The sequence below is a fragment of the Streptomyces sp. NPDC059080 genome, assembly GCF_042739975.1.
GTDB classification, from domain to species: domain Bacteria; phylum Actinomycetota; class Actinomycetes; order Streptomycetales; family Streptomycetaceae; genus Streptomyces; species Streptomyces benahoarensis.
On the sequence record NZ_JBHYGX010000058.1, the window covers coordinates 2,724 to 20,669 of the forward strand.

General features: G+C 71.8%; 14 protein-coding genes and 1 tRNA gene. 4 read left to right on the forward strand and 11 right to left on the reverse strand.

Annotation, left to right across the window (positions count from 1 at the left end):
• Window positions 1–357: 357 nt before the first annotated feature.
• Both ACFWWQ_RS27960 and ACFWWQ_RS27965 read right to left on the reverse strand, forming a co-directional pair.
• The gene (locus ACFWWQ_RS27960; protein ID WP_384601776.1) at window positions 358–1,050 is read right to left on the reverse strand and encodes a TetR family transcriptional regulator; all 693 of its coding nucleotides are present in this window, start codon (window positions 1,048–1,050) and stop codon (window positions 358–360) included.
• Window positions 1,051–1,057: 7 nt separating this feature from the next.
• Window positions 1,058–2,035: an acyl-CoA desaturase gene (locus ACFWWQ_RS27965; protein WP_384601780.1), complete on the reverse strand. Its 978-nt coding sequence runs from the start codon at window positions 2,033–2,035 to the stop codon at window positions 1,058–1,060.
• A 442-nt stretch (window positions 2,036–2,477) separates the two neighbouring features.
• Between ACFWWQ_RS27965 and ppc the strand changes: the two genes are divergently transcribed.
• On the forward strand, window positions 2,478–5,267 hold the full coding sequence (gene ppc, locus ACFWWQ_RS27970; RefSeq protein WP_384601783.1) for a phosphoenolpyruvate carboxylase: 2,790 nt from the start codon (window positions 2,478–2,480) through the stop codon (window positions 5,265–5,267).
• 152 nt (window positions 5,268–5,419) lie between these two features.
• Here the strand turns inward: ppc and ACFWWQ_RS27975 are convergent, their stop codons facing one another.
• The 7 genes from ACFWWQ_RS27975 to ACFWWQ_RS28005 form a co-directional block, all read right to left on the reverse strand.
• Window positions 5,420–5,863, reverse strand: coding sequence for a hypothetical protein (locus ACFWWQ_RS27975; protein WP_384601786.1), 444 nt, complete (start codon window positions 5,861–5,863; stop codon window positions 5,420–5,422).
• Window positions 5,864–6,040: 177 nt separating this feature from the next.
• A complete protein-coding gene (pth, locus tag ACFWWQ_RS27980) occupies window positions 6,041–6,628 on the reverse strand; it encodes an aminoacyl-tRNA hydrolase (RefSeq protein WP_384601789.1) in 588 nt (195 codons plus the stop codon).
• A gap of 154 nt (window positions 6,629–6,782) precedes the next feature.
• Window positions 6,783–7,367 carry a 50S ribosomal protein L25/general stress protein Ctc gene (locus tag ACFWWQ_RS27985; RefSeq protein WP_384601791.1) on the reverse strand — a complete coding sequence of 195 codons (585 nt, stop codon included), beginning with the start codon at window positions 7,365–7,367 and terminating at the stop codon, window positions 6,783–6,785.
• A 252-nt stretch (window positions 7,368–7,619) separates the two neighbouring features.
• A complete protein-coding gene (locus ACFWWQ_RS27990; RefSeq protein ID WP_143944145.1) occupies window positions 7,620–8,594 on the reverse strand; it encodes a ribose-phosphate diphosphokinase in 975 nt (324 codons plus the stop codon).
• 71 nt (window positions 8,595–8,665) lie between these two features.
• Window positions 8,666–10,108: a bifunctional UDP-N-acetylglucosamine diphosphorylase/glucosamine-1-phosphate N-acetyltransferase GlmU gene (gene glmU / locus ACFWWQ_RS27995; protein ID WP_384601828.1), complete on the reverse strand. Its 1,443-nt coding sequence runs from the start codon at window positions 10,106–10,108 to the stop codon at window positions 8,666–8,668.
• Between the two features lie 188 nt (window positions 10,109–10,296).
• A tRNA-Gln gene (locus ACFWWQ_RS28000) sits at window positions 10,297–10,368 on the reverse strand.
• A gap of 38 nt (window positions 10,369–10,406) precedes the next feature.
• The gene (locus ACFWWQ_RS28005; RefSeq protein WP_384601794.1) at window positions 10,407–11,261 is read right to left on the reverse strand and encodes a hypothetical protein; all 855 of its coding nucleotides are present in this window, start codon (window positions 11,259–11,261) and stop codon (window positions 10,407–10,409) included.
• Window positions 11,262–11,416: 155 nt separating this feature from the next.
• Here ACFWWQ_RS28005 and ACFWWQ_RS28010 point away from each other — a divergent pair, with 155 nt between their 5' ends.
• On the forward strand, window positions 11,417–12,880 hold the full coding sequence (locus ACFWWQ_RS28010) for a sensor histidine kinase (RefSeq protein ID WP_384601797.1): 1,464 nt from the start codon (window positions 11,417–11,419) through the stop codon (window positions 12,878–12,880).
• 84 nt (window positions 12,881–12,964) lie between these two features.
• Here ACFWWQ_RS28010 and ACFWWQ_RS28015 read toward each other — a convergent pair whose 3' ends face one another.
• Entirely contained in the window at window positions 12,965–13,513 is a 549-nt protein-coding gene (locus tag ACFWWQ_RS28015) for an SUKH-3 domain-containing protein (protein ID WP_384601831.1), read from the reverse strand.
• Window positions 13,510–14,022 (reverse strand): YwqJ-related putative deaminase, encoded by a 513-nt coding sequence (locus ACFWWQ_RS28020; protein ID WP_384601800.1) that lies wholly within the window; start codon window positions 14,020–14,022, stop codon window positions 13,510–13,512. The genes ACFWWQ_RS28015 and ACFWWQ_RS28020 overlap by 4 nt, the downstream gene beginning before the upstream one ends.
• A gap of 293 nt (window positions 14,023–14,315) precedes the next feature.
• On the opposite strand from ACFWWQ_RS28020, the gene ACFWWQ_RS28025 reads away from it, so the two are divergent.
• Together ACFWWQ_RS28025 and ACFWWQ_RS28030 are read left to right on the forward strand one after the other, a co-directional pair.
• Window positions 14,316–15,293, forward strand: coding sequence for an SMI1/KNR4 family protein (locus ACFWWQ_RS28025; protein WP_384601803.1), 978 nt, complete (start codon window positions 14,316–14,318; stop codon window positions 15,291–15,293).
• Between the two features lie 5 nt (window positions 15,294–15,298).
• Window positions 15,299–17,881 (forward strand): SUKH-4 family immunity protein, encoded by a 2,583-nt coding sequence (locus ACFWWQ_RS28030; protein ID WP_384601834.1) that lies wholly within the window; start codon window positions 15,299–15,301, stop codon window positions 17,879–17,881.
• The last annotated feature ends 65 nt before the right edge of the window (window positions 17,882–17,946 follow it).

Below are 17,946 nucleotides of genomic sequence, written 5' to 3' on the forward strand. Positions count from 1 at the left end.
TCCCTCCCTCACCCTCCCGCCCCCGCCGCCGCGGGGGGCGCGCGGCCCGCCCCCCCCCCCCCCCCGCCCCCCCCCGCGCCCCCCCGCGCCCCCCCCCCCCCCCCCCACGCCCGCGTCAGCCGTACCAGGTGACGTTGCACACGGAGACGCACCGGTGGCGGGGCACCGCCAGGAAGCTGAGGAAGCCGCGCCCGCGCATCAGGTCGAACTCCCGGAGGCCGCCGCCCGCAGCGCATCCGGCGTGAGCTCGGGCATGGGCAGCAGCGGCCCGTAGGGGCTGTCGGACTGACCGCTCACGGCGACCTCCGGTGCTGTACGGACTTTCGTACAGCACCGGCAGCCGCCCCCCGTGGGCCCTCAGTTCTTCCGGTGGCCCATCAGCCGCGGCTTGGCCTCCAGGCCGTCCAGGCCGTGCCAGGCGAGGTTCACCAGGTGGGCGGCGACCTCCGCCTTCTTCGGCTTGCGGACGTCCAGCCACCACTGGCCGGTCAGGGCGACCATGCCGACCAGCGCCTGCGCGTACAGCGGTGCCAGCTTCGGGTCGAAACCGCGGGCCTTGAACTCCAGGCCCAGGATGTCCTCCACCTGCGTGGCGATATCGCTGATCAGCGACGCGAAGGTGCCCGTCGACTGCGCGACGGGGGAGTCCCGCACCAGGATGCGGAAACCGTCCGTGAACGTCTCGATGTAGTCGAGCAGCGCGAACGCCGCCTGTTCGAGGAGTTCCCGCGGGTGACCGGCGGTGAGCGCGCCCGTCACCATGTCCAGCAGCTGCCGCATCTCGCGGTCGACGACCACCGCGTACAGCCCCTCCTTGCCGCCGAAGTGCTCGTACACCACCGGCTTGGAGACGCCCGCCTTCGCGGCGATCTCCTCCACCGACGTGCCCTCGAAGCCCCGCTCGGCGAAGAGCGTGCGGCCGATGTCCAGCAGTTGCTCACGGCGCTCCGCGCCCGTCATCCGGACCCGGCGGGGCCGCCTCCCGCCCCCGCCGGAGGAGGAAGACGTGCCCTTGCTGCCGTTGCTCACGTTGCTGCCGTCGATCGCCACCCGACAATCATGCCGTCTGGGCGGCCTTTCCCTTGCGCCGGGCATCGATGCGGGACGCGTGCGGCCACCGCACGTCGTACGCCCAGCCCGCCTTCTCGAACCAGCGGATCAGCCGCGCACTCGAATCCAGCTGCCCCCGCAGCACCCCGTGACGCGCGCAGGTGGGGTCCGCGTGGTGCAGGTTGTGCCACGACTCACCGCACGACAGGACCGCCAGCCACCACACGTTCCCCGACCGGTCCCGCGACTTGAACGGCCGCTTGCCCACCGCGTGGCAGATGGAGTTGATCGACCACGTCACATGGTGCAGCAGCGCCACCCGCACCAGCGAACCCCAGAAGAACGCCGACAGCGCACCCGCCCACGACAGCGTCACCAGCCCGCCCACCAGCGGCGGGACCAGCAGCGACACCGCCGTCCACAGTACGAACTGCCGGGAGACCGCCCGGAGCGCAGGGTCCTTGACCAGATCCGGTGCGTACGTGTGCTGCGGCGTCTGCTCCTCGTCGAACATCCAGCCGATGTGCGCCCACCACAGGCCCTTCAGCAGCGCCGGGACCGTCTCGCCGTACCGCCACGGCGAATGCGGGTCGCCCTCCGCGTCGGAGAACTTGTGGTGCCTGCGGTGATCCGCCACCCAGCGCACCAGCGGCCCCTCCACGGCCAGCGACCCCATGATCGCCAACGCGATCCGCAGCGGCCGTTTCGCCTTGAACGCGCCGTGCGTGAAGTAGCGGTGGAAGCCGATCGTGATGCCGTGGCAGCCCACGTAATACAGCACCACCAGCAACCCCAGATCCAGCCAGCTCACCCCCCACCCCCACGCCAGCGGCACCGCCGCGGCCAGCGCCAGGAACGGCACCGTGATGAAGAGCAGCAGCGTGATCTGCTCGACGGAACCCTTGCTGTCACGGCCCAGCGTCGCCGACGGCAGCGGCGTACCGGGCCTGGGTGACTCTTCGACGGTCTGCGGATCAGCGGTCATGTGGTGTCCCTCGTGGGGGGCTCGGGGCACGGCTACGGAACCGTAACCTACGGTTTCGTAAGTATGGCAGCGACGACGCCCCGGAGAAGGCCGTGACAGGCCCGTACCCGCCAGCGGGGTGCCCCGCCGCCCCGCCCCGCCGCGACCGGGTCACCGCCCCCGCCCACCCCTGACCTGCGGCCCCGCCCGGACGGCCCGTTTCCAGCCGGTGGACGGTGTGACCACCCTCCGAACGGGAGACCTATCCTGGTGGGCGTCGGACAGCGCGGTCCGCAACCCGCCCACAAGCCCGGACGTGCACCCCGTCGCCCGCGCCTCACCCGCAAGAAGGAGCCGCGAGCGACGCACCTCCCGGGCCGTCGCCCGCCACGCCCCGGGCCCGCACAGGCCCCGGCCGGTACGGCGCGACGCCCCGCCCAGATCGCCGCAAGGAGCCGCACCTGTGAGCAGTGCCGACAACACCTCCGCCGCCGAGATCAGCGCCCCCGGAAGCAGCCGCCCGGACCGGCCGGGAACGACCAGCGACAACGGCGACCACACCGCCCTGCGCGCCGACATCCGCCGCCTGGGCGACCTCCTCGGCGAAACCCTCGTCCGCCAGGAAGGGTCCGAACTCCTCGACCTCGTCGAACGCGTCCGCGCCCTGACCCGCTCCGACGGCGAGGCCGCCGCCCGGCTCCTCGGCGCCACCGACCTCGCCACCGCCGCCAAGCTGGTCCGCGCCTTCTCCACCTACTTCCACCTCGCCAACGTCACCGAGCAGGTCCACCGCGGCCGCGAGCTGCGCGCCCGCCGCGCCGCGGAAGGCGGCATCCTCAGCCGCACCGCCGACATGCTCAAGGACGCCGACCCCGAGCACCTGCGCGAGACCGCCGCCCACCTCGGCGTACGCCCCGTCTTCACCGCGCACCCCACCGAGGCCGCCCGCCGCTCCGTCCTCACCAAGCTCCGCAGGATCGCCGAACTGCTGGAGCACACCGACCCCACCGAGCGCCGCCGCACCGACCTCCGCCTCGCCGAGAGCATCGACCTCATCTGGCAGACCGACGAACTCCGCGTCGCCCGCCCCGAGCCCACCGACGAGGCCCGCAACGCCATCTACTACCTCGACGAACTCGGCCGCGGCGCCGTCGGCGACGTCCTTGAGGACCTCGCCGCCGAACTCGCACGCGTCGGCGCCCCCCTGCCCTCCGGCACCCGCCCCCTCACCTTCGGCACCTGGATCGGCGGCGACCGCGACGGCAACCCCAACGTCACCCCCCAGGTCACCTGGGACGTCCTGATCCTCCAGCACGAACACGGCATCACCGACGCGCTGGAGCACATCGACGAACTCCGCGGCGCCCTCTCCAACTCCATCCGCAACAGCGGCGCCACCGAGGAACTGCTCACCTCCCTCGGCCACGACCTCGAACTCCTCCCCGAGATCAGCCCCCGCTACAAGCGCCTCAACGCCGAGGAGCCCTACCGCCTCAAGGCGACCTGCATCCGCCAGAAGCTCCTCAACACCCGCGACCGCCTCGCCGTCGACACCCCCCATGTCCCCGGCCGCGACTACCTCGGCACCACCGAACTCCTCGACGACCTCACCCTCATCCAGACGTCGCTCCGCGCCCACCGCGGCTCCCTCGTCGCCGACGGCCGCCTGGAGCGCACCCTGCGCACCCTCGCCGCCTTCGGCCTCCAGCTCGCCACCATGGACGTCCGCGAACACGCCGACGCCCACCACCACGCCCTCGGTCAGCTCTTCGACCGCCTCGGCGAGGAATCCTGGCGCTACGTCGACATGCCGCGCGAATACCGCCGCAAGCTGCTCGCCAAGGAACTGCGCTCCCGCCGCCCCCTGGCCCCCAGCCCCGCCCCCCTCGACGAGGCCGGAGCCAAGACCCTCGGTGTCTTCCGCACCGTCCTCAAGGCCAAGAAGACCTTCGGCCCCGAGGTCGTCGAGTCGTACATCATCTCCATGTGCCAGGGCTCCGACGACGTCCTCGCCGCCACCGTCCTCGCCCGCGAGGCCGGCCTCATCGACCTGCACGCCGGATGGGCCAAGATCGGCATCGTCCCGCTCCTGGAGACCACCGACGAGCTGAAGATCGCCGACCAGCTCCTCGACGAGATGCTCTCCGACCCCTCCTACCGCCGCCTCGTCGCGCTCCGCGGCGACGTCCAGGAGGTCATGCTCGGCTACTCCGACTCCTCCAAGTTCGGCGGCATCACCACCAGCCAGTGGGAGATCCACCGAGCCCAGCGGCTGCTGCGCGACGTCGCCCGCCGCCACGGCGTCCGCCTCCGCCTCTTCCACGGCCGCGGCGGCACCGTCGGCCGCGGCGGCGGCCCCTCCCACGACGCGATCCTCGCCCAGCCCTACGGCACCCTCGAAGGCGAGATCAAGGTCACCGAGCAGGGCGAGGTCATCTCCGACAAGTACCTCGTCCCCTCCCTTGCCCGCGAGAACCTGGAACTGACCGTCGCGGCCACCCTCCAGGCGTCCGCCCTGCACACCGAACCCCGCCAGTCCGACGAAGCGCTCTCCCGCTGGGACGCGACCATGGAGACCGTCTCCGACGCCGCCCACGGCGCCTACCGCCGCCTCGTCGAGGACCCTGACCTGCCCGCCTACTTCTTCGCCGCCACCCCCGTCGACCAGCTCGCCGAACTCCACCTCGGCTCCCGCCCCTCCCGGCGGCCCGACTCCGGCGCCGGACTCGACGGCCTCCGCGCCATCCCGTGGGTCTTCGGCTGGACCCAGTCCCGCCAGATCGTCCCCGGCTGGTACGGCGTCGGCACCGGCCTCAAGGCCGCCCGCGAGGCCGGACTCGACACCGTCCTCGACGAGATGCACACCCACTGGCACTTCTTCCGCAACTTCCTGTCCAACGTCACCATGACCCTGGCCAAGACCGACCTGCGGATCGCCGAGCACTACGTCGACACCCTCGTCCCCGACGAGCTGAAGCACGTCTTCGACACCATCAAGGCCGAACACGCCCTCACCGTCCAGGAAGTCCTCCGCGTCACCGGCGAGAGCGGACTCCTCGACTCCAACCCCGTCCTGCGCCAGACCTTCCACATCCGCGACGCCTACCTCGACCCGATCAGCTACCTCCAGGTCTCCCTCCTGGCCCGCCAGCGCGAGGCCGCCGCCCGCGGCGAAGAGCCCGACCCCGTCCTCGCCCGCGCCCTGCTCCTCACCGTCAACGGCGTCGCCGCCGGCCTCCGCAACACCGGCTGAGCACCACCCCGCACACACCACGGCGGCCCGCCCCCGACACCGGGAGCGGGCCGCCGCCATTCTCCGTACGTCTCCGCATCACGACCGCGACGAGCCCGGGAACGCCGTACGCGCATCCCGCGACCTCCGCGGCGAAGCCGCACCCCCTACGCCTACAACGCCCCCCAGGCCCCCACCAGCAATGCCACCCCGCACAGACCCATCCCCCACGCCGTACGCCGCCACCGCAGCCCCCCGGCCACCACCAGCGCCGCCAGCAACAACGCCCCCGCGAACGGCGCCCACGCGTGCAACACCCCGGCCGCACCCGTACGCACCGCCCGCTCACCACCCGGCCGCAACGCCACCGTGACCCGCTCACCCACACCCGGCGAAGCCGCCTTCACCAGCGACACCCGCGCCCGCCGCCGGCCCGCACCCTCCGGCACGAACGGCCCCGCGCACCGCTCGTCGTCACACGACGCCACCGTCAGCGTGCCGTGCTCCCGCCCCGACACCCCCATCGCGTACCGCGCCGACCCCCACGACGTCCACACGCCCGCCACCAGCAACACCGACGCCACCAGCACCAGCAGCCCGTTCCGGACGAGCAACATCACCCCGAAGGCACTCTCACCCGCCCGCCGCGTACGACTGCGTTTGACCGGTCTGGACCGCACACTCCCTCTGAACATGCCCGGGATCCTTGGCCATGGCCCCACACCTGGTCAACCTCAGGTGACGGCCCCACACCCCCAACCGAGCCGCCCCCGGCCCCAACCCGCGCCCTCACCTCACGAGTTGTACGAACTCTGCGCCCGCTCCAACCCCTCCAGCACCAACGCCTCCACCGCGTCCGCCGCACGGTCCACGAAGTAGTCCAGCTCCTTACGCTCCGCCGAACCGAAATCCTTCAGCACGAAATCCGCCACCTGCATCCGCCCCGGCGGCCGCCCGATCCCGAACCGCACCCGGTGGTACTCGGCACCCTGCGACTTCGTGATCGACTTCAGACCGTTGTGCCCGTTGTCGCCGCCCCCCAGCTTCAACCGCAGCGCACCGTAATCGATGTCCAACTCGTCATGCACCGCGACAATCCGCTCCACCGGCACCTTGTAGAAATCCCGCAGCGCCGACACCGGACCACCCGACAGGTTCATGAACGACATCGGCTTGGCCACCACCACCCGACGGCTCCCCGGACCCGGCGGACCCACCCGGCCCTCCACCACCTGCGCCCGCGCCTTGTGCGCCTTGAACTTCCCCCGCATCCGCTCCGCCAGCAGATCCGCCACCATGAACCCCACATTGTGACGATTGCCCGCATACTCCGGACCCGGATTACCCAGCCCCACCACAAGCCACGGCCCGGACTCCGCCATCTCCACCACTCCCGCATCCGCCCGGCACCGCACCGAGCACCCGACCGGCCCGCCACCACACAACGGGCCACCAAAACAACCCAACCGCCACCCCGCACCCGAAGGCGCGCGGCGGCGGTTGGAAAACGCCCTGCCGGACGGCAGGGACGACGGATCAGCCCTCGGCCGAAGCGCCCTCGGCCGACTCCGCGGCAGCCTCGGCCTGCGCCGCGACGACCTGCAGCACGACGACGTCGTCCTCGACGGCCAGCGACGAACCGGCCGACAGCACGACATCCTTCGCCAGCACCGTGTCACCCGCGGTCAGACCCGCGACCGACACCGTCACGGACTCCGGAAGGTGCGTCGCCTCGGCCTCGACCGGCAGCGTGTTCAGCAGGTGCTCCAGCAGGTTCGCACCCGGAGCCAGGTCGCCCTCGGTCACGATCGGCACCTCGACGGTGACCTTCTCGCCCTTCTTCACGGACAGGAAGTCCACGTGCACCAGGAAGCCACGGATGGCCTCACGCTGCACCGCCTTGGGGATGACCAGCTCGTCCTTGCCGTCCACGTCCAGACGCAGCAGCACGTTCGGGGTCTTCAGCGCCATCATCAGCGCGTGGTTGGGAACCGCCACGTGCTTCGGCTCCGCACCGTGCCCGTAAATCACCGCGGGAACCAGCTCCGCACGACGCGCACGACGCGCCGCACCCTTACCGAAATCGGTACGTACCTGGGCGGTGAGCTTGACCTCAGCCATGACTGCACTCCTCGTATCTCAGGAAACCGCTGACCGTTACCCGGCCCACGACAGACCTGCTACGAAGAGCGCGTCGATTACGGACCCACCGCACACACAGGTGCGGCCTCCCTCGCCGAGCAACTCCATGAGTCTACCCGGCCGGGAGGCCGCCCCAAAGTCGATCACCAGCACCGAAACCGCCACCGGAAAACCCGGCAACCGGCCACCACCAGCATCAACACACCGCGCGACGGACCGCCGCGCCACGCCTCACTGCTCGTCGAACAGGCTCGTCACCGAACCGTCCTCGAACACCTCACGGAGCGCCCGCGCCACCGTCGGCGCCATCGACAGCACCGTGATCTTGTCCAGCTCCAGCTCCGAAGGCGTCGGCAGCGTGTTCGTGAACACGAACTCACTCACCTTCGAATTCTTCAGCCGGTCCGCCGCCGGACCCGACAGCACGCCGTGCGTCGCCGTCACGATCACATCCGCCGCACCGTTCGCGAACAACGCGTCCGCCGCCGCACAGATCGTGCCACCCGTGTCGATCATGTCGTCGACCAGCACACACACCCGGTCCTTCACATCACCGACGACCTCATGGACCGTGACCTGATTCGCCACGTCCTTGTCACGCCGCTTGTGCACGATCGCCAGCGGCGCACCCAACCGGTCACACCACCGGTCCGCCACCCGCACCCGGCCCGCGTCCGGCGACACCACCGTCAGCTTGTTCCGGTCCACCTTCGCGCCCACGTAATCCGCCAGCACCGGCAGCGCGAACAGATGGTCCACCGGACCATCGAAGAAGCCCATGATCTGATCCGTGTGCAGATCGATCGTGACAATACGGTCCGCACCCGCCGTCTTCATCAGATCCGCGATCAGCCGCGCCGAAATCGGCTCACGGCCACGGTGCTTCTTGTCCTGACGCGCATAACCGTAGAACGGCACGACCACGGTGATGCTCCGGGCCGAAGCCCGCTTCAACGCATCAATCATGATCAGCTGTTCCATGATCCACTTATTGATCGGAGCCGTGTGGCTCTGAATCAAAAAGCAGTCCGCGCCACGCGCCGACTCCTGATAGCGAACGTAGATCTCACCATTGGCGAAGTCGAACGCCTTCGTCGGGACCAGGCCGACACCCAGCTGGTGCGCGACCTCCTCGGCCAGCTCGGGGTGGGCGCGGCCGGAGAAGAGCATCAGCTTCTTCTCGCCGGTCGTCTTGATCCCGGTCACAGCAAATCTCCTCGAATTCCTGTTTGCGTGCGCTCAACACGGTACGCCCCGCACGGCGCACCCCAGCACGGTCAGCGCTCGCCCTCGGACTCCTGGCGAGCGGAAGAAGCGGCCTGCGCGGCGGCGCTTCCGGGCCGCTTACGCGCGACCCAACCCTCGATGTTCCGCTGCTGGCCACGCGCGACCGCCAACGAACCCGGGGGCACATCCTTGGTGATGACCGAACCCGCCGCGGTGTACGCGCCGTCCCCGATCGTGACAGGAGCCACGAACATGTTGTCCGACCCCGTCTTGCAATGCGAACCGACCGTGGTGTGATGCTTCGCCTCACCGTCGTAATTCACAAAAACACTCGCCGCGCCGATATTGGTGTACTCACCGATCGTCGCATCCCCCACATACGACAGATGAGGCACCTTCGTCCCCTCACCGATCGACGCGTTCTTCATCTCGACATACGTACCGGCCTTGGCCTTCGCCCCCAACACCGTCCCCGGACGCAGATACGCATACGGACCCACCGACGCCCCCGCACCGATCTCCGCACCCTCGGCCACCGTGAACGACGCCACCGCGCCCTCACCCACCACCGTGTCCGCGAGCCGCGAATGCGGACCCACCTCGGCACCCGACGCCACCCGCGTCGCACCCAGCAACTGCGTCCCCGGATGCACCACCGCATCCGGCCCGAAGCCGACCGTCACATCCACCCACGTCGACGCCGGATCCACCACCGTCACACCGGCCAGCATCGCCCGCTCCAACAACCGCTCGTTCAACAGCCGCCGCGCCTGCGCCAACTGCACCCGGTTGTTGATCCCCAGAATCTCCCGGTGATCCCCGGCCACCGCCGCACCCACCCGGTGCCCGGCCTCCCGCAGAATCCCCAGCACATCCGTGAGGTACTCCTCACCCTGGCTGTTGTCCGTCCGCACCTTGCCCAGCGCCTCGGCCAGCAACCGCGCATCGAACGCGAACACCCCGGAATTGATCTCCCGGATCGCCCGCTGCGCCGGACTCGCGTCCTTGTGCTCGACGATCTCCGTCACTGCACCGTTCGCACCGTCCCGCACGATCCGGCCGTACCCCGTCGCGTCCGGCACCTCGGCCGACAGCACCGTCACGGCGTTCCCGTCCGCGGCGTGCGTCTCGCTGAGGCGGCGCAGCGTCTCGCCCGTCAGCAGCGGCGTGTCCCCGCACACCACCACGACGGTGCCGTCCAGCGCCGCGCCACCTGCGGTCAGCTCCTCCAGGCCCATCCGCACGGCGTGCCCGGTGCCGTTCTGCTCGTGCTGCACGGCGGTACGGACCGACGGGTCGATCTCGGTCAGGTGTGCCCGGACCTGGTCGCGGGCGTGGCCCACGACGACGACGAGGTGCTCGGGGTCCAGTTCGCGGGAGGCGGCGACGACGTGCCCGACGAGGGACCGCCCGCAGATCGCGTGGAGGACCTTGGGGGTCGCCGATTTCATGCGGGTTCCCTCACCCGCGGCGAGAACGACGACGGCCGCCAGTGGGGTCTCCCCCGTCCGAGCGGAGCCGAGAACGGGAGGAAGGTTGGCGCTCACGGAGGTGCCCTTCGGCTTCTTGGCTACTTCGGGTGGTGGACGTCCGAAGGATACCGGGGCGTATTCCTGGCGAAACGCATGCGGGTCCCGACCTTGTCGGTCGGGACCCGAACGTCACCTTGTGGGCTGAATCGCTCCCCTGCCAGGGCTCGAACCTGGAACAAATCATCCAAAGTGACCCGTGTTGCCAATTACACCACAGGGGAGTGTTTATGACCTCAAACCGGACATTCCGTCAGGCCGGTTATTCGGTACCCAACACTATGCCGTACCACCAGCCTTCGATGCGACGGTACAGCTCTGCGCTTCGCCGTACCCGCACCACAAGGCAGCCGCGGTAGCCCTCTCCGACGTTCTTGCGGACCGTCTTGGGGTTGTGTTTCTTGATGGTCGTTTTCTGCAGCGCGGTGGTGTCGATCCCGACAAACTCCGCCCAATACGCTTCGGCGGCCGGTACGTCTGCCGTCGCGTGGATCATCACCCGGTAGGTCAGGTGCGCAGGATCCACATCGAGAAGCCGTAGCCAGGCAAGGAAGACGCGGATCACGCCCGGGTCACTGTTCACGAAGATCACGCTCTCGCGCCGGGCGTAGGGCTTGTCCTTGGTGCCCTCGGCCCAGTACAGGGCGACTCCCGCGATGAAGAGGTCCCGGTCCGACATCGCCGCGATCTCTGCCGTCGCCGCCGCCTTCGTCTGCTGCCGTTCCTCCTCGCGGCGGCGGAGGGTTGCCGCCCAGCCGCGCTTCGCGATGGCGGACGCCTCCTCGCGGGTGCGGCGACGGTCGGGTTTCGGGAGGTCGCGGACCCATAGCGATATCGAACTCTTCGAGCAGCCCAGCTCCAGTTGGATCTGGTCATAGGTCTTCCCTTGGAGACGCAGCTCGCGGGCGCGTGCGCGGAGGTCGTCCCTGGCGTTGGGCCGTTTGGTCCACTCCGGGGCAGGTATGCCGTCCAGGAAGCGGTTGAGGAGGTCGTTGTTGTGGATGTGGAGCCGGTCGCGGATCTGTCGTCGACTGAGGCCCGCGCGGCGGAGGGCGACGGCCTCGGCGCGTAACGCTGCGTGGTCGGGTCGGTGCTCGTGGGTGCTGGTGTGCGTCATGGGAACAGGCTGGCGGGGACGGGTGTGCGGGTGGGGCGGATATGTGGGCGATTCAATAGTTCGAGGGATAACCGTGGGTAAGGGTGCGTAACGGGTCGGGAACGTGCACGTGCGCTGTTCGGGGGGCCGGGGTGGGCGCCCGTAGGCTGGTCGGCATGAGCGCTACGGGGGCAGATGGAGAGGCCGGAGCGCGGGTGCGTGCCGTGCCTGCGCGGGGGCCGTGGTGGTGGGCCCGGCGGCGCAGCGCCGTGCTGGACGTGGTGCTGGCGTTGCTGTCGACGCTGGAGTGCGTGGTGGAGGGCGCGTCGTTCTCGGACGACGTGGGGCTGCCGGGGCCGGTCGGGGTGCTGCTGGGGCTGGTGGCCGGGCCGGTGCTGTTGGCGCGTCGGCGGTGGCCGGTGGCCGTGGTGCTGGTGTCGATCGCGGTGACGCCGGCGGACATGGGTGTGCTGTTGGGGGTGGTGGGCCTCTACACGCTGGCGGCGTCCGATACGCCGCGGCGGACGACGGCGTTGTTGGCGGGGATGACGGTGGCGGGGACGCTGGTGTCGACGTTCCTGAACCTGCGGCAGGAGGTGGCGGCGGATCCGGATTTCCAGCCGCCGTTGTGGTTCGTGCCGGTGATGTCGGTGGCGATGGGGCTGGTGGTGACGGCGCCGCCGGTGCTGTGGGGGCTGTATGTGGGGGCCCGGCGGCGGTTGGTGGAGAGCCTGCGGGAGCGGGCTGACGGTTTGGAGCGTGAGCTGTCGCTGTTGGCCGACCGTGCGGAGGAGCGGGCGGAGTGGGCCCGTAACGAGGAGCGGACGCGGATCGCGCGGGAGATGCACGACGTGGTGGCGCACCGGGTGTCGTTGATGGTGGTGCATGCGGCGGCGTTGCAGGCGGTGGCGTTGAAGGATCCGGAGAAGGCGTCGCGGAACGCGGGTTTGGTGGGGGACATGGGGCGCCAGGCGTTGACGGAGTTGCGGGAGATGTTGGGGGTGCTGCGGACGGCGGAGGGGGCCGGTGGGCGCCCGGTGTCGGGGGCGTCGGACGAGCCGGAGCGGTTGGCGGCGGTGGCGTCGAAGGCGGCGGCGCAGGCGGGGGTGAAGGCGTCGGCGCCGGGATCCGCGACCGAGGGGGCCGAGGGGGCCATGGGGGGTGAGGCCGAGGGGCCGTCGTTGGCGGAGCTGGCGGAGTTGGTGGGTCAGTCGCGGGCGGCGGGGATGGCGGTGGTGCTGTCGGTCGACGGTGCGAAGGGCGCGGGTGCGCCGGGGCGGCGGTATGCGGCGGGGGTGGAGCAGACCGTGTACCGGGTGGTGCAGGAGGCGCTGACGAATGTGCACAAGCATGCGCCGGGGGCGCGGGCGCGGGTGCGGTTGGCGCATCGGGTGGCAGAGGTCGCGGTGCAGGTGGAGAACGGTCCGTCGGACGGTGCGGCGGCTCCGGCGGGGTTGCCGAGCGGGGGGAACGGTCTGGTGGGGATGCGGGAGCGGGTGACGGCGCTGGGGGGTGTGTTCGTGGCCGGTCCGACGGATGCGGGCGGTTTCCGGGTGTCGGCGGTGGTGCCGGTGGCCGGGGCGGGTGCGGGCGCGGGTGCGGGTGTGGCTTCCGGTGGTGGGGTGGCTGCCGGGGGGTGAGGCGAGGCCGGGGGCTCGAAGTGCTCTCCGGCCGTAGGGCCCGTATCCGGGGAGGTTCAGGCGGCCGGGGCGTGAAGCCCCAGGTCAGGCCCCATTCGGTCGTACCAGGCGGGTCGGCCGTGTGCCCAGGATCAGGGTGTTGAGGGCGTGGTCGATGGTGGGGCCGAGGTACCAGTCGCCGGTGTGGTCGAGGCTGTAGACGCGGCCTTCGGTGTCGATGGCGAGGAGGGCCTGGGGGTGGCCGGCGGTGTGGGTGCCGCTGAGTTCCTCGCGGCCGAGGGGGGAGACGTCGGTGTCGAGGGCGCGGCCGAGGTCGCCGAGGGTGCGGGCGAGGTGGAGGCCGTGGAGGGGGTCGACGGTGAAGGGGGTGGGGGCGATGTGGCGGCCGGGGCCGGGGCCGGTGAGGTGGAGGCCGCCGAATTCGGCCCATGCCTCGACGGCGGCGGGGAAGACGGTGTGGCGGTGGCCGGCGGGGGAGGTGTGGTCGCGGAGGGTGTCGGCCCAGTGTTCGGCGTGCTTGATGTCCCAGCGGCCGGGGGTCCAGCCGGCTTTTTGGAGGGCGACGTCGACGGCCGGGGGGAAGCGGGTGGAGCCGGCGCGGTCGCGGGGGTCGGTGGCGGGCACGGTGGTCAGCTCCCTGCGGGCGTGCTGCCGATGGGCATGACGCCGAAGTGGGCGAGGAGCGCGTCGCAGGAGCGGCAGGGGGGTGCGTAGCTGCCGTGCAGGGGGTCGCCGTCCTCGCGGATGTGACGGGCGGTGATCTTGGAGTGTTTCAGGGAGCGGCGGGCTTCGCCATTGGTGAGGGGTTTGCGGGAAGCCCGTTTGCCGCGGTTGCCCTCGACGGCGGTGAGGTGGCGGGAGAGCAGGACGGCTTCGGGGCAGCGGCCGGTGAACCGTTCGCGCTGGGCGGTGGAGAGGGTGTCGAGGAAGTCCTGGACGAGGGGGTGGAGCGGGGGTGGTTGTTCGGCCTTGCTCGCGGTGCAGGTGAGGGTGGCGCCGCGGACGGAGAGGGCGGCGCCGACGGTGGGGAGGATGCCGTCGCGGCGGTGGCGGAGCGTGGGGGTGTGCCCGTCGTCGGCGGTGCCGCTCCAGCCGATGCGGGGGTCGCCGGTGGCGGCGGTGTGGTGTGCCGTGGTGCTCATGCGGTGCTTCCCTCCCTGCAAACCCCCCGGTTGCGGGGGTCAGCCTGCCAAATGTCCCGGGTGTTCCGGTAGTCGGGCATGCCGTGGAGGGCGTCACGACCGGGTGACAGTGTGTTGCGGGTGGGGTAAGAGGGCTGGTTGGGGTGGGTGTGACGGGTGGGGCGTGGTGGCGGGGGCGGTGGCGTTTGTAGGGGTTCTGCGGGGCGGTGCGGAGGGCGTCCGGTACCTGCGGTCGCCCTTGCGCTACGGCATAGGCTGTGCGCAGTAGCCAGATTCAGCCAGGGGGCACCGCGATGACGACAGGTCGGCTCGGGCAGCATGCCGCGCCACCGAACACCGCTTACGCCGGGCAGCTCGTGCGTTTCCCGGATCCGGTCCGTGCCGCCCGGTACCCCGCGGGGGTACGGATGGACGGGCAGGGTTTTCCGTCGTTCACGCCGTATGCGCGGGCGGCCGTGGAGATCGCCGAGCCGCCGGAGGGTTTCGGCGTCGACGAGCTGCGGTTGACGGACTACGTGTCGGCGAACGCGGCGATGCATGCGCGGCGGCACGAGCTGTGGGCGGACGGTCCGGCGGTGGCGACGCCGCACGGCTGGACGTGGCATCACGTCGCGGGGACACGGCGGTTGGAGCTGGTTCCCGTCGAGGTGAAGGCGTTGCTGCGGCACCACGGTGGGCTGGCGACGGCGGCAGTGGCGCACGACAAGCGGGGCACCCGGCCGTTGCAGGAGACGCGTCCGGTGCACTTCGGGCTGGCGCACCGGGGGATCTCGGTGGGCGAGGAGCAGGTGGCGCAGGCGGAGGAGGCGCTGGGGTACCGGCTGCCGGGTGCGTACCGGTCGTTCCTGAAGGCGGCGGGGGGCTGTGCGCCGGTGGGGGTGGGCCTGGACGCGGAGTTGGGGCTGCTGGTGGACCAGCCGTTCTTCACGGTGCGCGATGACGCGGCGGTGAACGATCTGGTCTATGTCAACAAGTGTCTGCGTGATCACCTGACCAAGGACTATCTGGGGGTGGCGTTCGCGCAGGGCGGGGTGCTCGCGGTGAAGGTGCGGGGCGCGGACGTGGGTTCGGTGTGGTTCTGCCCGTACGACGATGCGCGGGACCGGGACGGGTGGTCGGTGCAGGAGCGGGCGGAGCGGCTGTTGCTGCCGTGCGGTGCGGATTTCGACGCGTTCCTGGAGCGGCTCGCGGGGAATCCGCCGGAGCTGGAGACGGTGGCGAATCTGATGGTGGACGGTGGCTTCGCGCAGGTCGTCCCGGTGGAGGGGTGAGCGCGGTGGTGACGTTCGCGCAGGCGCAGGAGCGTGCGGAGCTGTGGGTCAACGGCGACGTACCGGCGCAGCTCCAGCGTGAGGTGCGGGTGCGGGAGTTCGACCTCGGGTTCGTCGCGTGGGCGGAGGACCGGGAGGACGGTCCGGGGTCCGACGGGGGCCGCAGCCGGTTGGTGATCGCGCGGGACAGCGGGGAGACGACGCTGTGGCCGGGGTTGCCGGTGGGTGAGGTGATCCGGCGGTACGAGGAGGAGTACGGCGCGGCGGCGGCGCGTCCGGCGGCGGTGGTGGCGCCGCGGATCGATCTGGAGGCGACGTCGTTCCTGCTGACGCCGCCGGAGTGGTTGCAGGAGGCGGCGGATGCGCGCGCCGGGACGTCCGGAGGGGCGGCTGCGGCGGCTGCGCCCGCTGCGGTGCCCGCGTCCGCTTCCGCGGCCGGCGGGGGCGGTGCGGCCGATGCCTGGGCCGGGGTGAATGTGACGCCGGGGGCCGGTGGCGGTCCCGGGGCGGCGGAGGACGACGACCGGTCCGTGGCGCCGCCGCAGACGGTGTTCGCGCCGCCGCTGGCCGGTCTCGACGAGGTCGGGGAGGAGGACGGGACGGACGGCGCCGCGCCGCGGAGCAGCCCCGAGGCGCAGACCCAGCTGCTGCGGAGTGGCCGTCAGTTGCCGCGTACGCAGGTCGCCCCGGCGGCCGAGCGGCAGGAGTCCGGGGGCGCGTCCGGTACGGGTGCGGCGGGTGACTCCGGTGCGTCCGGTGGCGTGGGTGCGGCGGCCGGTGGGCCGGTGCCGCCGGCGCCGCCCGTGGGGCGGGGGCTGGCGGATCTGCCGCCGCCGTCCGGCCCGCCGGTCGCCGAGGTGCCGCCGCCGCAGGGCGCCACGCCCGCCGCGTCCGGTCCGCCCGCGCCGCCCGCCGCCGGTGGCGGTGGTGTGCATGCGGCGGCGACGGTGCTGGCCGCCGGTGCCGCGGTGCCCGCCGACGCGGCCGGTTCGCCGCCTCCTCCCGGGGTGCCCGGTGCGGAGAAGGCCGGGTCCGGCGGTGCGGGCGCGCCCGCCGGAGGCTACGTACCGACGCAGTTGGTCTCGCAGTTGGACGGCGGGGGGCTGGACCTGAGCGCGGTGGACGGGGGCGACGGTGCGCCGGGCGGGGCCGGTTCCGGTGCGGCCGGGGGCGGGGTGCATGCCGCGGCGACGATGCTGGCGTCCGGTGCCGCGCTGCCCGGTCCGGCGGCCGGTGGTCCCGGCGCGGGCGGCCCCGGCGTGCCGCCGCCGCCCGGCCCGCCCGGTGCGCCGAAGCCGCCCGGTACTCCCAAGTCCGGTGGTGCGGGCGGGAGTTCGGGCGCGGTTCCGGCCGGTCCGCCGCCGCCCCCGCCGGTGCCCTCGGCCGGTGGCGCCGGTGGTGGTGTGCACGCGGCGGCGACGATGCTGGCGTCCGGCGCGGCGGTGCCCGGTCCGGTGGGCCCCGGTCCGGCCGGTGGTCCCGGTGCGCCGCAGGGCCCGGGTCCGGCTGCTCCGCCGCCCGCTCCGCCGCAGGGCGCGGGTCCCGCCGCCCCGCCGCAGGGCACCCCTGGTGCGTACGGCTATCCGCAGGCGCCCAGCGGGGTGCCGACGGTCGGGCCCGGCTACATGGCGGTGCTCAGCTACCGTGCGCCGGACGGGTCCGAGCAGAAGATCGTGCGCCGGTCCGCGCCCGGTACGCCGCACCCGGAGTGGCAACTCCTGCACGAGCTGCGGGGGATGAACATCCCGCCGCAGCAGGTCCTGGAGCTCCACACCGAGCTGGAGTGCTGTGAGGTGCCGGGCGGCTACTGCGCGCGGCTGGTCCGGGACGCCTGGCCGCAGGTGCGGATCAGTCACACCGCCGCGTACGGCCGTGACCATGCCTCGCGGCAGCGGGGCGTACGCCATCTCGTCGAGCACCAGGGCGAGTTGCACCAGGTGGCGGACGGTCCGGCGCGGCCCGCCCCGGTGCGGGTGCCGTTGCCGCACCCCTCGCAGGTGCAGCCGGTGCCCCCGGCGCCGCCGCAGATCGTCGGGCAGGAGCTGGAGCAGGCGTTCGGGCCGCAGGCGCTGTTCCGCTTCGATCAGCGGGCGGTCTCCCGGCAGGGCGTGCCGGAGGTCGTCGCGCAGATGCTGGTCTGGGCGGGGCTGCCGGTCGACTTCGGGCCGTTCTTCTGGGCGCAGGCGCAGCCGGGCCGCCCGGTGCCGACGCTGGCGGAGCTGGCGGCGGAGCGCGGGGTGCAGCCGTCGGCCGACGCGGGCTCGTACCTGGTGATGGGCAACGACTTCGGGCGCCAGCTGTGTGTGCAGTACGGCACGGCGCACATCGTGGCGGTGCCGCTGGAGGGGGCGCCGGGCGGGCAGCCCGCGGCGGTGCAGTTCGTCAACAGCGGGCTGCCGGAGTTCACGCGCTGCCTGGCGATGCTGCGCCGGATGTGGCGGCTGCGGTACGGGCTGACCCCGGAGCAGGCGGGCCGCTGGACGGTGGATTTCCAGGCGCAGCTGGTGGCGCTCGATCCGCAGGCGCTCGGTTCGCCGGAGACGTGGTGGTCGGTGCTGCTGGAGCAGATGTGGGACGGGCTGCTGTAGGGCGCGTCCGCACATCGTGCCGTTGGAGGGCCGCTGACCACCGGTTTCGGGGGTCGGCGGCCCTT